The sequence below is a fragment of the Neorhizobium descurainiae genome, from assembly GCF_051400715.1.
Taxonomy (GTDB): Bacteria; Pseudomonadota; Alphaproteobacteria; order Rhizobiales; family Rhizobiaceae; genus Neorhizobium.
Genome location: NZ_JBLFFK010000001.1, coordinates 160747 through 175290, shown reverse-complemented (window position 1 = coordinate 175290; position 14544 = coordinate 160747). Strand labels below are relative to the sequence as shown.

General features: G+C 64.3%; 13 protein-coding genes. 1 reads left to right on the top strand and 12 read right to left on the bottom strand.

Annotation, left to right across the window (positions count from 1 at the left end):
• Positions 1 to 218 precede the first annotated feature (218 nt).
• Positions 219 to 563 carry a ferredoxin gene (gene fdxA, locus ACMGE0_RS00835; RefSeq protein WP_436813966.1) on the top strand — a complete coding sequence of 115 codons (345 nt, stop codon included), beginning with the start codon at positions 219 to 221 and terminating at the stop codon, positions 561 to 563.
• Here fdxA and ACMGE0_RS00830 read toward each other — a convergent pair.
• The 12 genes from ACMGE0_RS00830 to ACMGE0_RS00775 all read right to left on the bottom strand — a co-directional run bounded on the left by ACMGE0_RS00830 (position 560) and on the right by ACMGE0_RS00775 (position 14516).
• Positions 560 to 1963 (bottom strand): amidohydrolase family protein, encoded by a 1404-nt coding sequence (locus tag ACMGE0_RS00830; protein WP_436813965.1) that lies wholly within the window; start codon positions 1961 to 1963, stop codon positions 560 to 562. The genes fdxA and ACMGE0_RS00830 overlap by 4 nt on opposite strands.
• Positions 1960 to 2883, bottom strand: a complete 924-nt coding sequence (locus ACMGE0_RS00825) for a LysR family transcriptional regulator (protein ID WP_436813964.1) — start codon at positions 2881 to 2883, stop codon at positions 1960 to 1962. The genes ACMGE0_RS00830 and ACMGE0_RS00825 overlap by 4 nt, the downstream gene beginning before the upstream one ends.
• A gap of 34 nt (positions 2884 to 2917) precedes the next feature.
• Positions 2918 to 3694 (bottom strand): enoyl-CoA hydratase-related protein, encoded by a 777-nt coding sequence (locus tag ACMGE0_RS00820; protein WP_436813963.1) that lies wholly within the window; start codon positions 3692 to 3694, stop codon positions 2918 to 2920.
• Positions 3691 to 4863, bottom strand: coding sequence for a CaiB/BaiF CoA transferase family protein (locus tag ACMGE0_RS00815; protein WP_436813962.1), 1173 nt, complete (start codon positions 4861 to 4863; stop codon positions 3691 to 3693). Before ACMGE0_RS00815 ends, ACMGE0_RS00820 begins: the two co-directional genes overlap by 4 nt.
• On the bottom strand, positions 4860 to 6218 hold the full coding sequence (locus tag ACMGE0_RS00810; RefSeq protein ID WP_436813961.1) for an FAD-dependent oxidoreductase: 1359 nt from the start codon (positions 6216 to 6218) through the stop codon (positions 4860 to 4862). Before ACMGE0_RS00810 ends, ACMGE0_RS00815 begins: the two co-directional genes overlap by 4 nt.
• 26 nt (positions 6219 to 6244) lie before the next feature.
• Positions 6245 to 7078, bottom strand: a complete 834-nt coding sequence (locus ACMGE0_RS00805; protein ID WP_436813960.1) for an ABC transporter permease — start codon at positions 7076 to 7078, stop codon at positions 6245 to 6247.
• Positions 7075 to 7890 carry an ABC transporter ATP-binding protein gene (locus ACMGE0_RS00800; RefSeq protein WP_436814491.1) on the bottom strand — a complete coding sequence of 272 codons (816 nt, stop codon included), beginning with the start codon at positions 7888 to 7890 and terminating at the stop codon, positions 7075 to 7077. Before ACMGE0_RS00800 ends, ACMGE0_RS00805 begins: the two co-directional genes overlap by 4 nt.
• Positions 7891 to 7895: 5 nt before the next feature.
• Positions 7896 to 8930 carry an ABC transporter substrate-binding protein gene (locus ACMGE0_RS00795; RefSeq protein ID WP_436813959.1) on the bottom strand — a complete coding sequence of 345 codons (1035 nt, stop codon included), beginning with the start codon at positions 8928 to 8930 and terminating at the stop codon, positions 7896 to 7898.
• A gap of 686 nt (positions 8931 to 9616) precedes the next feature.
• Positions 9617 to 10495, bottom strand: coding sequence for a DUF2865 domain-containing protein (locus tag ACMGE0_RS00790; RefSeq protein ID WP_436813958.1), 879 nt, complete (start codon positions 10493 to 10495; stop codon positions 9617 to 9619).
• 278 nt (positions 10496 to 10773) lie between these two features.
• Complete coding sequence (locus ACMGE0_RS00785) at positions 10774 to 11202, bottom strand: SH3 domain-containing protein (protein WP_436813957.1); 429 nt, start codon at positions 11200 to 11202, stop codon at positions 10774 to 10776.
• Positions 11203 to 11398: 196 nt separating this feature from the next.
• Positions 11399 to 11701, bottom strand: a complete 303-nt coding sequence (locus tag ACMGE0_RS00780) for a hypothetical protein (RefSeq protein WP_436813956.1) — start codon at positions 11699 to 11701, stop codon at positions 11399 to 11401.
• A gap of 37 nt (positions 11702 to 11738) precedes the next feature.
• Positions 11739 to 14516 (bottom strand): autotransporter family protein, encoded by a 2778-nt coding sequence (locus ACMGE0_RS00775; protein ID WP_436813955.1) that lies wholly within the window; start codon positions 14514 to 14516, stop codon positions 11739 to 11741.
• Positions 14517 to 14544 lie beyond the last annotated feature (28 nt).

Here is a 14544-nt window from a genome sequence, read left to right as displayed (position 1 = left end):
GCTCCTCCAGCAATGCGCGCGGGTCGTCCTCGATCGCCTGCATATCCCGCCAATACGCAATGACGAGGGTTATCCTGCGCCCTGTAGTCGGGTCAAGCGGCTCTCCGATAGAGGCGGCTGATTGCCGAAATTCGAACGGCGCGGACGAAATATAGCGCTTTCCGGCAACGCCGGGGCTTGCGATATTGCCGGGAAACTCCCTGCGGGATCGAGACCCCATGGCCTATATCATTACCGAACCCTGCATCGACGTGAAGGACGGCGCCTGCACCGCGGCCTGTCCTGTCGATTGCATCTACGAAGGCGGGCGGATGTTCTACATCCATCCGGACGAATGCATCAATTGCGGGCTCTGTCTTTCCATCTGTCCCGTCGATGCGATCGCCTATGACGAGGAGGCCACGGAGGCCCAGAAGACCTTCATTCCGGTGAACAGGGATTATTTCGGGCCGGCGGTCACCGGCCTCGGCTCTCCCGGCGGCTGGGACAAGAGCCGCACGCGGGCCGCCGATCATCCGGCTGTCGCCGCTGTCCCCGCCAAGGCGGCAGCGCCCTCACATTAGGTTTTTGCCCAGCCCGCGTAATAGGCCCGGGTGGCGGCGATGAGCTTGCCGCAACGCTCCCGTTCCGCCGCCAGCCGCGGCAGGTCGGCTTTCGCCTGTGCCACGAGCTCCCTTCGCGCCGCATCGAAATCGACCGTCAGAAGCTTGCCGTCCCGCATGACAGGACGGCCGGCGACATAGAGGCCTCTGGCGCGGGTTGCCGACATGCGCGTCAGCAGCACCTCCGCCTCGTCGAGATCGTCGAAAAGGCTGTCCTCGGTCAGGCCGGCGTAATCCACCACCGTGAAATCCTGATCCAGTGGCGCATTGACCACGACCGAGCCGGTCTTGATCGCGGCATCGAAAATCGCCGCGGCGGTGAAATCCCTCGTCAGCCCGCGCCCGCCATGGAGGAAATAGAGAAGGCGCATTTCCCGCCAGAGGTCCTGGTCGTCGTCGAAGGCGCTGCCGTCGAGGCCGATGCCGAAGCGAAGGCCGCTCTGGACGGCATCCGCCAGAGGCGCGATGCCGGAGCGCAGACGCAGGTTTGCCGAGGGATTGGAGACGAGCTGGACGCCGCGCTCCGCCAGCAATTCGTATTCCTCCGGCCGGAGTTGCACGCCATGCGCCACGGCAAGCCGCGGCGAAAGGAAGCCGATATCGTCGAGATGCCGGACGATCCCTTGCGGGAAGCGGCGGTCGAGCCACAGCCGCTGCCGCGGGCTTTCGAGAAGATGCATGTGTATCCGGCGGCCGTTTGCGGCGGATGCTTCGGCGATCGCCTCAAGCAGCGCATCGGAACACCATTGCGGCCCGACCGGACCATATTGAACGTCCACCAACGGATTGGTGTTTGCCGCGGCCACTGCATCGACTGCCGCCATCTGCTCCCGGAACGGCGCATAGCGTGGAGCGGCTGGCGAAAGCGTTTCCCAGTCTTCGGGGCTGAGGAACGGCCTCAGCCTTTCCGGGCCGCCGTCATAGGCCCAGGCGTCGTGATCCAGAAGTGGGCAGGAAAGGCCGACGCGAATGCCGACTTCGCCCGCCGCGCGGATCACCTGCAGAGCCTCGTCCACCAGCCGCGCCGCGTTCAGCGAATTGTGGCAATGGATCGTCGCGCCGATTCCCGTCTTGGCCAGCCGCGCGAAAGCCACCAGCGCCTCCAGATAAGGATCGGTGCGGGGCCTCAGCCGCATCGTCGGTATCCAGGCCTCCAGCGCATCGTCGATACTGCCGAAATCGAGCGTCCGGATGCCGTAGCCATGGTCATGGGCGTTGACCGGCATCGGCAGGATCAGATCGCCGGAAACAAGCGGAAAGTCCGCCGCCGCTGCTGGCAGGGCCGCAAGCGCCGCCTCGCCGCGGATCGCCTTTTCGTGACCCGGCCGGGACAGGAAGCGTATATCCCCTTTTGCCGTCACCGTTTGATGACCTCCGCGATCTGTTCGGCGAATTTCCCGAGATCGACGCTCATGGCCTCGATCACCGCCTCGGTGGCATGGGTGAGCTGCCTCTGGCGCGGCGCCACGATGCCGACTTCCATGTTCTGCAGCCGGGAACCGGCGATCGGCAGCGCCACCACGTCGCCCGCCTTCAGTTCCTTCAACAGGCCGAGCGGCGTGAAGAAGGCCACCCCTTCCCCCGAAAGGATCAGCGGCTTCAGCATCATCTGGTTGTTCGTGGCAACAAAGGTACGCCCGACGCGGTCCAGCGAGGCGAGTTCGACGGCGATCATCGAGCTCATCACCTCGTTGTCGAGCTGCAGCAGCAGATTGAACTGTGCGCATTCCTGCAATGTCGCGCTCTTCTGCCGGGCGAGCGGATGATGGCGCGCGACCATCGCCATGAGCGGCATGCGCACGCCGTGGACGAGCTTGATGTCATGCGGCCGCGCCAGATCGAAGGTGATGCCGATGTCGCAATCCCCGTCGGCGACGAAATGAAAGATGTTGTTGAAATTGTCGGCCCGGATGCGGAAATCGACGGCCGGGTTCTTCTGATGGAAGGCAGCCACGAATTCCGGCATGAACTGCACGGCGAGACTGTCGAGGCAGGCGATATGGACGCGCCCCGTCCGCTTGCCGTGAAGGTCGCCGAGATCGGATTTCATGATCTCGTAGTGCTGCATGGTCTCCTTGGCATGCTTCAGCACCACCTTGCCGGCGGCGGTCAGCCGCAGCCCGTCGGAGAAGCGCTCGAACAGCGGCATGCCGAGCTCGTCCTCCAGCTTGCGGATCTGGCGGCTGACGGCGGAAGTCGCCACGTGCAGCTCCTCCGACGCCTTTCGGATCGAACCGGAGCGAGCGACTTCTATGAAATATTTCAGGATGCTGGCGTGCATGAACGTCCCCGATATCCTGAAATTCATAACATGCTTAGCGACCCCGCCAAACGGGTGCCCGCTTCTCGCGGAAAGCCGTCACGCCCTCGACAGCATCTTCGCTCTGGAGCGCCCGGATGAGCGCCGGCGTGCGCAACCCTTGCGCTTCGGCGGGGCTCAGATGGCCGGTGCGGTTCACCGTCTGCTTGATCGCCTTCAGGGAAAGGGGAGCGCAGGCGACGATCTCGCTCACCCATCGGCCCACGGCCGCGTCGAGTTCGTCATGGGGCACCGTCTCGTTGACGATGCCGAAGCCCTGCATTTCCGCGGCGGTGAACTGCCGGCCGGTCAGCATCACCGCCATCGCCTGGTTATGGGCGATCTTCCGCTGCAGCAGCACCATGCCGCCGTCAAGCGGCATGCGGCCGACGCGGGCCTCCGGCAGGCCGAACCTAGCCGTATCCGCCGCGATCACGATATCGCAGCCGAGCACCATCTCGAAGCCGCCGCCGAGCGCATAGCCGTTGACGCGGGCAATCACCGGCACATCGAGCGACTTGCGGAAGGCCAGCCCGCCAAAACCGTTGAGGCGGCTTTCCGCCCAGTATTCCAGCCCCGTCTTCGTACCGCTGCCCTTGAGATCGGCGCCGGTGCAGAAGGCCTTCTGGCCCGCACCGGTCAGCACCACGCAACTGATGTCGTCGCGGGCCTCGATCTCCAGCCAGACGGCTTCGAGCTCCCGCTCGGTCTCGGCGTCCACGGCATTCATCCGCTCCGGACGGTCGAGCGTGACGCGCGCCACCCGGTTCTCGACGGAAAACCCGACGGTCATGCCGCATCTCCCCGCGTCGCTTCCAGTGATCGGGCTTCCAGCGAAGCGAGGATCTCGTCATTGTGCTGGCCGAGCCGAGGCGGCGGGATGCGGACCGAAACCGGCGCCGCCGACATGTCGATCGGCGAGCCGATCAGCCGGATCGGGCCTGCCGCCGTCTCGCCGGCCTCCAGGATCATCTTGTTGATGATGGTCTGCTCGTCTTCCAGCGCCTCTGCGAGGTTGCGGACAGGTGCGCAGAGGATGTCCACCTCCTCCAGCCGCTTCAGCCAATGCGCGGTGCTGTTCTTTGCAAAATTCTCGCGGAAGATCGTCTGCAGTTCCGGCCGGTTCGCCATCTGCGCATCGAAATCCTTGTAGCGCGGCTGCTGGGAGAGGTCCTCGATCTCCAGCGCGTTGCAGATGTCCTGAAGCGGGTTCTGCTTGAAGGCGCCGACCATGACGATCGCACCGTCCGTCGTGTCGAACACGCCGGTGAGCGGAAAGGCGCCCCAGTTCAGATCCTTCCCGCGCATCATGTGCGCGGCCCCCTCCTGCATCTGCATCGCCAGCATGGAATTATAGAGGCTGACGGCAACCTGCTGGCCTTCGCCAGTCTTTTCCCGGTGCAGCAGCGCCAGCAGGATGCCCTGGACGAGATGCATGCCGGCGGAATAGTCGGCAAGCGGCGTCGCGTAGATCGAGGTCGGATGGGTATCGTCCGACTTGCGCCGCATGACGCCCGAAAGCGCCTGGGCCAGGATGTCCTGGCCGCCCTTGTGCTGGTAGGGGCCGGTCAGGCCGAAGCCGGTGCCCACGGCATAGATCAGCCGCTTGTTGACCGTCTTCAGGTCCTCGTAGCCAAAGCCCATCCGCTCCATGACGCCGGGCCGAAAATTGTTGACGACCACGTCCGCGCCTTCGATCAGCGTCAGCACGGCCTCACGCGCTTCCTCGAGCTTGAGGTCGAGCGCCAGGCTCTTCTTGTTGCGGTTCAGCGAGCAGAAGACGGGATTGTTGAGCCCGTCCGGATCGGAGCCGAGCGACCAGCGCGAAAGATCGCCGATCCGGCTCTTCTCGATCTTGATGACCTCCGCGCCGTAGTCGGCGAGCGTCTGGGTGCAGCAGGGGCCGAGCATGACCTGCGTGAAATCGATCACGCGGATGCCGTCGAGTGGGAGTAAAGTCATTCTGCTGCCTCGAGGAATGTTGCATTTTCGGAGGGAATGTCACCGGGATCGGCGCCCTGCGCCCGCATCTGCTTCCGGATCTTGGCGATATCGGCGTTCCTGACCGTCGTTCCCGCGTTGAGCGCAACGACGGCGGCAACGCCCGCCGCCTCGCCCATGGCCATGCAGGGCGGGATTTCGCGGCTCGATTTCTGCGCCTGCGGCGTTGCCGAATAATGCCGGCCGGCGACGATGAGCTGGCCCACCTCCCGCGGCAGCATCGACCGGTAAGGCGTGTAATAGTCGCGGCCGCGGCAGACGGTGTCGGCAAAATGGATGCGGTTCATCACGTCGTCCTTGGTCACGACATACTCGCCTTCCAGGAGACGGGTCTGGCGCACGCCGGTCTGTGGCGCGAAATCCACCACATAGGCCTTTTCGAAACCCGGCATCTTTTCCCGGGCGAAATCGAGCAGCCTGCCGATGCGGGCGCGGCCCTCGAACTCCGCCTTCGTCAGGTCCTCGGTCTTGAGGCCGGAAAGGTTCGGCATATGCGGGCAGTTGAGCCACACCACGCCCGGCAGCGGCGTCTTCAGCCACCAGAAGGACCAGCAGCCGCCGATCAGGCGCTTGGCCTCGTGATCGAGCTTCTTGAAGGCTTCCGGCTCCTCGAATTCGAAACGCTCGGCAGCGTCCGTATCGACCCCGCCCCAGCGGGAGACGGTGGTCAGGATGAAGTTCGATTCCGCATGCGAGGCGCCGGCCGAAGCCGCCACGTCGAGATCGCCGGTCGTGTCGATCACGACGTCGCCGAGGATCGCCTCCAGTCCCGGCTTCGTCTGGCAGACGACGCCCTTGATCGTCTTGCCGTCCATGATGGCGGAGGAGAACCAGCTATGGGTCCTCAGCTTCACGCCCGCTTCGGAGAGGATGTCGTAGGAGGCCCGCTTGAAGCCGTCCGGATCGAAGGCGGCCGAGAAGCAGATCGGGTGCGGCATGGATTGCGTGTGGAAATCGAACAGGCCCCAGCGTGCCCAGCGCCGCCAGGCCTCCGGCGTCTCGCGGATGTCGAGCTCGCGGTCGCGGCCGGTCGGCGTGACGCAGAGATCCCATCTCTTCATCCGCTCGATCATCTCCATGCAGATGCCCTGCACGGTGATCTCCAGGCCGTTGATCATGTCGTCGAGCACCAGCACCATGCCGCCGGCGGCAAGCCCGCCCACATAGGGATAGCGTTCCAGAAGGGTCACCTTGGCGCCGTTGCGGGCGGCAGAAACCGCCGCCGAAATGCCGGCTGGCCCGCCGCCGACCACGACCACATCGGATCGGTCGACCACCGCAGCGTCGCGCGCCGCCTGAATGATTGTCTGCTGCATGTTCAAAACTCCCAGAGAGCTCAGGCTCAGTGCGTGCCGGCCGGCTTCCACCGGACCATCTTCGCTTCGACCACCGAGACGATGAAGAAGAGGACGACGGCAAGCGCTGCGGCGACCACGACCGTTGCGTAGAGCAGCGGCGAGCGGAAATTGTAGGTGGCCTCGATGATGAGGGCGCCGAGACCGAAGCTCGAACCGATCCATTCGGCGACGATGGCGCCCATGACGCTGCTGGTCGCGGCAATCTTCAACGCCGCGAAGAGGAACGGCATGGAACTCGGCAGCCGGACCTTCCAGAGGATCTCGGTGTTGCTGGCCGAAAGAACCCGCATCAGGTCGAGCATGGCCGGGCTCGCGGATTTCAGGCCCTGCACCATGTTGACCAGCGTCGGGAAGAAGCAGATCAGACCGGCGATGATGATCTTCGGCGCCAGTCCGTTCCCGAAGATCAGGACGAGGATCGGCGCAAGCGCGATGATCGGGATCGCCTTGATGAAGACGGCGATCGGATAGAAGGCCTTTTCCGCCGTCGCGCTGTGCACGAACCAGATCGCGAGAAGGATGGCGACGAGATTGCCGAACACGAAGCCGAGGACGGTTTCGAGCACCGTCGGCAGAAGGTTGGTCCAGAGCATTCCGGCATTGTCGCGGAAGGCGAAGAAGACATCGACCGGGCTCGGCGCCATGAAGGTCGGGATCGCGAAGAACCAGACCACGAACTGCCACAGGACCACCAGGCCGGTGGCGGCAAGGATCGCCGGCATGTGTCTCGCGAGAACGCCGGCCGTCGCATCGAGGAGTGCGATCTTGCGATCCGGCAAGGCCTCGGCCTTTCTGGAGGAGGAAACGACTTGGCTCATAGGCATTCCTCCAGACGGGCGCGCAAATGCGCGGTGACGCCGATGAATTCCACCGTGTCGCGCACGGAGAGCGAACGCGGGAACGGAAGATCGACCTTGGTGAACTCCTTGACGCGGCCGGGATGGGCCTGGAGCATCAGCACCTTCTGGCCGAGGAAGGCCGCTTCGGGAATGGAATGGGTGACGAACAGGATCGTCGTTCCCGTCTCCTGCCAGACGCGCAGCAGTTCCTCGTTCAGGCGGTCGCGGGTGATCTCGTCGAGCGCTCCGAAAGGCTCGTCCATCAGCAGGATGCGCGGCCGGGTGACGAGCGCGCGGGCGATCGCCACGCGCTGGCGCATTCCTCCCGAAAGCTCGTGCGGCAGCGCCTTCTCCCGTCCCTTCAGGCCCACCATTTCAAGGAGAGCATGCGGATCGGCATGGTCGCCGGTTTCGGACCGCCTGCCGACTTCCAGCGGCAGACAGATATTGTCGAGGACGGTCCGCCAGGGAAGCAGCGTCGCATCCTGGAAGACGAAGGCGAAATCCCGCCCCTCGCGCGCCTCCCGCGGACTGCGTCCGAAGACCGAGATCGAGCCCTCGCTGATATGGACGAGATCGGCGATGCACCGGAGAAGGGTCGATTTCCCGCAGCCGGAAGGCCCGAGCATGGTCACGAAGGCGCCTTCCGGGATATCGACGGAAATATCGGAAAGCGCCGTGATCTCGTTGTTCCTGTCGCCGAACCGGACATGCAGGTTCCGGACCGACACCGCCGAGGCGGCCGGTTGGGGCGCTGGAACATTGGGCTTCAACTTCACCGCTCCCTGCATGACGGTCACCCGACCTGCTTGCGGACGTCGGACGTGGCTTCGAGGATCGTGAAATCCACGACGTCGTCGACCGTCGGAACGGTGCCCTTGAACTGGCCGAGATCGGCATAGGCCTTGATCTGGGCCTCCCAGTTCTCGCGCGACATCGTACCCCAGCCGGCAGCCTTGGTGGTGTCGCCGAAGGAGAAATCGACGCAAGGGCCGACCGCCTTCAGTTCGCTCGGCTTGTCGAGGTTCGGATAGGCCTCGCAGAGATATTCCACGGCCTCCTGCTGGTTGTCGCGGACATACCCCCAGCCCTTGGCGGCGGCGCGCGTAAACCGCTGAAGGACATCGGCATGTTCGCCGATCTGCTGGTCGGTCGTGTAGTAGACGTTGGCATAAAGCTGAAGGCCGCTGTCCCAGAGCATCATGTCGACCCGGTTGTCGCCGAGCACGTCGAGCGCATTGACGTTGGTGAGCCAGCCGGTGACCGCATCGGCCTGGCCGGTGAGGAGTTGGTTCATGTCAGAGCCCATGTTGACCATCTTCACCTGGTCCTCGGCGATGCCGTTCCTGGCGAGCAGGGCGCGCAGCAGGATGAAGGCGGTTGGCTGGGTGGCGATCGTCTTGCCGATCATGTCCTTCGGCTCGCGGATCGGCTTGTCCTTCAGCGAGAAATAGGTGAACGGATGCTTCTGGTATCCCGACAGGAACGCCTTGACGGGCATGCCCGCCGATCGCGCCAGCATGACCGAAGGGCTCGACGAGATCTGGCCGGTCGCGGACTGGCCCGACGCGACGCCCGCCACGCCGTCGACGCTCGGCCCGCCGGGCACGATTTCGAGTTCGACGCCTTCCTCCTCGAAGAAACCTTTCTTCACGGCGGCGACTTCGCCCAGCACGCCGTTCGAGGCGAGCCAGCCGAGCTGCATCCTGACCTTGGCCACGTCCTTGGCGAGACCTGCCCTGATGCCGACGAAACTGGAGGCCGCCGCAAGGCCGCCAAGGGCGGCCGTCTGGGTCATGAAACGCCGGCGGTTCATCATGAAATTGGACATCTTGTTCCCCTGTTTTGCTCCGACACCGGATGTGCCGGCTTGGCTGCGCCCGGTCTCGATTGCCGGATTAAGGGGAGGATGGCGCAATGCCGCGTTCTAATAAAGAACAATATTTCGTATCTCTCGTTGCCGATAAGGCAACGCCCCCAGCCTCGTTCGGCCCTGCGGCTTGCGAAGGTGCGGGCACGGCAAGTCTGGGTCCGGCAAGTCTGGGTCCGGCAAGTCTGGGCCCGGCGCGGAGCACCGTCCGGCAAGCAGCACGAATGCCCGCGGCGGAGAGGGCTCCGCCGCGGCCTGATCCATCGGGATGGGCAGGCAGTGGGTATCGGGTGATATGGATGTCAGGCTTGTCCGCCTGCCCGATCGCTTCGGCTTTTCCGCAAGACAGGGTTTCCGCGCCAGGAAACCTTCCTTCCGGCGGTTGGCGCCCTGACGGCGCGTCCCCTGCCTCAACGACCATCACCGGACGCCGGATTGCTCCCCGTGGGTAGACCGGTTCGCGACCCGGCTCCCTGCCCGATGACGCGATCAGCATAGGCCTCACAAACCGGGCGTGGACGAAGCGGGGATATCTTTCCAATCCTCCCGTTGAAACGGAAGGAGGATTTCTTTCCCGCCCGCCGGCATCGTCCCCGCCTGGCCCCTGCGGCACGGTGGCTCTCGCCAAACACGGCGCGGCGCAGTCGCTACAGCTCCGGCAGGAAAGGAGGCCCGACAACCCTGACCGGCCTGTCGGTCAAAGGTCTGTCTCCGCCGCCGATGCTCGCCGTCGCCTCCTCAGATATCTCTTCTTGCTCAGGTTCCGGACGCTGCCCGGGGATCGGCACCATGCCTTGCGGCAGATGTTCCGACATCATCCGCGCGAGCTGAACCTCCTGGATGCGGTCTACATAACGCTCCCAGTCGCACCGTCGAAAATTTCCGCCGTCGCGATACCGGAAGGCGGTGCGGAGTTCCCTATAGCTCGTGCCGCTTCGGACCGAAACCATCTCCTCCGTCTCGAGCGTCGGGTCCTGGCGAATATAGACCTCGATACCTTGGTCCTCACAGATGTACTGGCATTGCCTGAGGGTGGTATCTGCCGCAGCCGCGTTCACGAATTGCGAATTCGGCGCGGGAAACAGATAGCCGTCCGAAAGCCGGACGCAATAAAGCATGGCGTTGCCGTAGCCGGATTTCTTCGGCGCGGGTTGCTTTCGTTCCACGCTTTTGGCCGCGGCGCCGCAGGCTGCGGAAGCGGTTTTCCGACCGGCCGCCTCCTTGCCGCCCACGGATCTGCGTGCTTCCTCGATCTGGAACTGGATCTTTTTCCGCTGATTGGCAAGGTCGCGGCAGGCGTTGAACAGGCCGCCGCCCCTCGACATCTCCTCGGTACATTCGCGCTTACGCTCCATCGCCCTGATCGCCGACAATTGCCTTGCAAGCTGGGCGGTCTGGGTATCATTGGCGCTTTTTACCAGGCGGCCTTGACTTCTCGAAGGAGCGCAGCTCTCCGCATGCGATGCCGTCTGGCCGACAAGCAGCGCAAGCGGAACGACGACCGCCGCAAGCCAAAAGCGGATCATTGTTCGCGATCCGGGTCGCTCGACCGCTCCTGCCCGACGGCACTTCTTCCTTTCGGGGGATACGCGGCGGATACAGGACCGGGCTTCAGAATGGAATCGGGATCAAGCCCCGCCACGAGAGCTGCCAGAGCCAGGCGCAGATAAGACGGCGGCACGGGGCCGTCGAGGGCTCTCAAAGCCCCCACGGATAGTCCCAGCTGATGGGCAATCTCCTTGTTGGACAATGAGAGAGCCCTCGCCGCGGTGGCCAGATAACCATTGGAGTTCATGGCGCCCACTCAACGCGGCTGAGGTCTCGGCGGGCGCCCGTGATGAGGAGGTCTGGGACGATGGCCCCAATGGGGCGGTCGCGGACGGTCGGGGCGCCAATGGGGCGGTCGCGGACGCGATATGATCGGCAGACCGATCATCGGGCCGACATAGATGATCGGCCGGCGCCGGTTTTGATACAGCGCCTGCAGGTAATTGCTGGAAGCCCAGCCCCGCCGGCCGGCGAAGCTGACATCGCACCAGCTATAGCCGGTAAGGCATCCCCGGATTGTAACCGTCGCGCCGGCCGGAATGGTGCCTATCCGCGCATATTCCGTTCCGGGGCCTGTTCTCATGTTCACCGAGCCCGTGGCATAGGCATTCGCCGCTTCCGCCAATGAGGGGAGAGAAATCCCCAGGAGAAGGGCAAGAGCCGCCGTAATGACTTTCGTTCGCATCGTTTCCTCGATCCGCTACGCTTTGCGTTGACGCTCTAAATGCTGCAAATCACCAATAGTCTTTCAGCGATCGGCGGGATGTCCCGCCGCCTCGACAAGCTCTTCAGGCTATGCGACGCCCTTGTCGGTTACGGAAAAAAGCTGGATGCCGGGTGCGGTTCGAGCTCCTCTGCCGATTTTGGCATGTGCCGGGGGGTTAAGGCCGTGCCACCAGCCTGTTCTTGATAAGTCCGACGACGATCTGGACAATGGCGCCGGCGACGCCGCCGCCCACGAACTGGCCTGCGAGAGCCGCGATATCGAGACCGGCCGTGGCGGCCGTAGCGTCGCCGGTTGCTCCGCCAAGCAAGGCTCCCAGCAACTGGCCTCCGCCGATCCCTCCGACCGCGCCGGCAAGCAGATTGCCGATGCCTCCAAGATCGGAATCCTTGAGAACCTTGCCACCGGCCGCTCCGCCGACAGCCCCGCCGATCAATTGTGCGAGAATGGCTTCCATCATTTCCTCCACTTCCACCGGTCCGCTGACCGCCAGCGGACTACCACTTGATGCTAAGGCCTATATTCCCTTCCCAGATGCGGGTTTTCTCGCCTCCAAGATTGGTCGTGTAGTCCACCGTCGCGAACAGGCTGACCTTCTCCGTCAAATTGGCGATGACGCCGCCGCCGAGCTCGAGCGATGTTCCGCCGATCTCGGTGATGATCGGATCGCCATCGAAACGGACTGTCTGGTCGGACGAAAAGTTGTGCCAGAGGTTTGCCTTGAGATAGGGCTGGATGAGCCCCGAGTCCGTCTGGTATTTACCCTGCAGCCTCAAGCCGAACCGGCCGGTAACGGCATTGTCGGAGTCGAACGAGACCGAGGAAAAACGGTCGGAGGAATCGTCCAGCGAGAGGCGCTGCCAGATGATCTGGCCTTGGGGTTCGAGGCTCCACTGATCGTCGAGAACGATCGGATAACCGCCTTCCAGCGAGGCCGTCAGACCGGTTCCGTCGATGCCGATCGATTGACCGGCATTCGACGAGGCGCTGCCATCGAACCAGGTACCCATCAGAATGGCGTCCACATACCAGCCCTGCGGCCCGATATGGCTCCAGTATCCGCCGAAGCTCGTGCCGCTGATGTCGACGTCACCCACGGCAAGGTCGTTCCAGCCGAGCGCCTGCCCCTTCACGTCGCCATCTATCTTGGCGTAGCCGAAGAAAAGGCCGAACCGGTCGAAATGCCCGCCATCGGTTTCGCGGCCGAACAGGTCCTGGCCCGCCTGGAAGCCGAAGAGGTTGCCGTCGAAGCTCGGCGAAACGGTACCGTCCCACTCCAGCTCTGTTTTCTGCCCGAAGGCGCGCCCCCACGTGGTGGGCAGCCAGCCGCCATCCTGAAGCAGGATTTGCTCGCCGCGGCGCTCGTGGAACGTACCAAGCGTCGAGAGCGCCAGATGGTGAGCGACCGGCGGCACGACGGAATAGGTCGGAACCTCCATTCGATAAAGCGGCACGACCTCGGCGATGACGGGCGTCGCTCCGGGCGTCGGCGGTATCGCAGTCCCGCCCGGCACCGGCACAGGTGCCGGTGCCGTGGGCGGTGCCGGCGGCGGAGGAGGAGGATCCGCCGGTTCGGCTGGAGGTGGCGGAGGCGGTGGTTCCGGCTCGGGATCGGCTGGATCGACCGGGGGCGTAGGGTCCACCGGTTCCGTCACGGGATCGCCTTCCGTCGGCGGATCGACCGCGGGAAGCTCCGACGGCGGCGGCGGCGGGACCACTTCGGGTTCTTCCGGAGCGGGCTCCTCCGCCGGCGGAGACACCGGGTCGGGGGCCGGCGCCGGCTCCGGCGGCGGCGCTGCCGGCGGTGTCACGAGCGTCGAGCGGAGATACCAGTTCTCTTCCGTGCTCGCGGAAACGCCGCCCTTGAACAGATAGTATTCGTAGGCGCCGGCTGCGACACGTCCGTTGAGGGCGAAGGCTCCATCGGCGCTCGTGCCGCCGACGTCCACCACCATGATGCCGTCCTGCGTGGTGGCATCGCCGGCACCGCCGGCATTGAGGATGTTGAGACCCGTGGTGCCGGACGCATCGCCCTCCACGATCAGCCTGTCGGATGCGGAGGAATCGTCGCCGAGCACGGTGTTGAGGAACATCTGCCCGTCATTGCCGATGTAATTGCCGCCGATGGTGAACGTGTCGGTCGCACCGTCGCCGCCATTGGTCAGATCCAGGCGCCCCGCGTTGACGACCTCCACCACCTGCCCGGCCGTAAAGGCGGCGATGCCGCCATTGGCCCCGCCGCCATAGATGGTGCTGGCCGCATCGACGGTGAGCGATCCCGTCCCGGTTCCGCTGTCGCCGAGCGTCAGGGTCTCGTCGAAGACGAGCTGGGTGTCGTTGGTGAGACCGATCGTTTCCCAGCTGTCGAAACGGGCGACGTCGCCGGTCTTCACATTGTCGAAGGTGATGGCATCCGTGCCGAGCCCGCCGGTGATCTGCGGCGTGGCCCCGATATTGGCATCGGTCAGGTTGCTGAGGGATGCGGTGTCGTTGTCGCCGCCGAGATCGACCAGGCCGTAGATGATGCCGCCGCCATTCCAGGTAAAGGCGTCGGAGCCGACGCTCAGCCGCACCTCGCCGCCGATCGTGCCGCCGGTTACGGTCACGCTGTCCGTGCCGCCGCTGACGCTGATGTTGCCGCCGATCGTGCCGCCGGAAAGAATGATCGTGTCGTTGCCGAAGCCGGTCACCAGGTTCTTGTCGATGATGCCGCCCGACATGTCGAAGGTGTTGTCGTCGAGCTTCATGTTGACGCGGCCGATGCGGCCGCCGGTCATCTCGGCGTAGTCGCCGTCTTCGAAGGAATCGACGATGCGGCCACCGGTCATGCGGAAGGTGTCGAGATTATCGCCCTGGCTAAGCGAGAATATCTCGCCGCCGCTCATCTGAAAGTCGTCGGCGCCGCTGCCCTGCTGGACATTGCCGGTCACGTTTCCTCCGGAGATGATGAAGGTGTCGGCGCCGTCGCCCTGGTTGACCGCGCCGCCGATCGTGCCGGAGTGAATTTCGATCGTGTCGGCGCCAGCGCCGAACACGACGTTGCCTGCGATCGTACCCGTGCCCGACGGCGGCAGAAGGAGCGTGTTGTTGCCCCCCGTGTCAGTCAGGCCGCCGATCGACGTACCGCTGTCGCAAATGTAATTGTCGTTTCCGGTGGGTGGTGCGAAGGAGCATGCGTGGGCGGGATCGGTAGAGAAAAGGATAACGCCTGAAACCAGTCCGGTTCCGGAAAGCAGGAACCGTCTCAACACCCTCAAATCAGCACGATTGTTCATCGTCCCCCCGTCGATAAATGTGAAATGC

What these genes read in the sequence shown, in the direction of transcription:
- fdxA (WP_436813966.1), top strand. Translation starts at nt 219, where the DNA reads ATGGCCTATATCATTACCGAACCCTGCATCGACGTGAAGGACGGCGCC.
- ACMGE0_RS00825 (WP_436813964.1), bottom strand. Translation starts at nt 2,883, where the DNA reads ATGCACGCCAGCATCCTGAAATATTTCATAGAAGTCGCTCGCTCCGGT.
- ACMGE0_RS00820 (WP_436813963.1), bottom strand. Translation starts at nt 3,694, where the DNA reads ATGACCGTCGGGTTTTCCGTCGAGAACCGGGTGGCGCGCGTCACGCTC.
- ACMGE0_RS00815 (WP_436813962.1), bottom strand. Translation starts at nt 4,863, where the DNA reads ATGACTTTACTCCCACTCGACGGCATCCGCGTGATCGATTTCACGCAG.
- ACMGE0_RS00810 (WP_436813961.1), bottom strand. Translation starts at nt 6,218, where the DNA reads ATGCAGCAGACAATCATTCAGGCGGCGCGCGACGCTGCGGTGGTCGAC.
- ACMGE0_RS00805 (WP_436813960.1), bottom strand. Translation starts at nt 7,078, where the DNA reads ATGAGCCAAGTCGTTTCCTCCTCCAGAAAGGCCGAGGCCTTGCCGGAT.
- ACMGE0_RS00800 (WP_436814491.1), bottom strand. Translation starts at nt 7,890, where the DNA reads ATGCAGGGAGCGGTGAAGTTGAAGCCCAATGTTCCAGCGCCCCAACCG.
- ACMGE0_RS00795 (WP_436813959.1), bottom strand. Translation starts at nt 8,930, where the DNA reads ATGTCCAATTTCATGATGAACCGCCGGCGTTTCATGACCCAGACGGCC.
- ACMGE0_RS00790 (WP_436813958.1), bottom strand. Translation starts at nt 10,495, where the DNA reads ATGATCCGCTTTTGGCTTGCGGCGGTCGTCGTTCCGCTTGCGCTGCTT.
- ACMGE0_RS00785 (WP_436813957.1), bottom strand. Translation starts at nt 11,202, where the DNA reads ATGCGAACGAAAGTCATTACGGCGGCTCTTGCCCTTCTCCTGGGGATT.
- ACMGE0_RS00780 (WP_436813956.1), bottom strand. Translation starts at nt 11,701, where the DNA reads ATGATGGAAGCCATTCTCGCACAATTGATCGGCGGGGCTGTCGGCGGA.
- ACMGE0_RS00775 (WP_436813955.1), bottom strand. Translation starts at nt 14,516, where the DNA reads ATGAACAATCGTGCTGATTTGAGGGTGTTGAGACGGTTCCTGCTTTCC.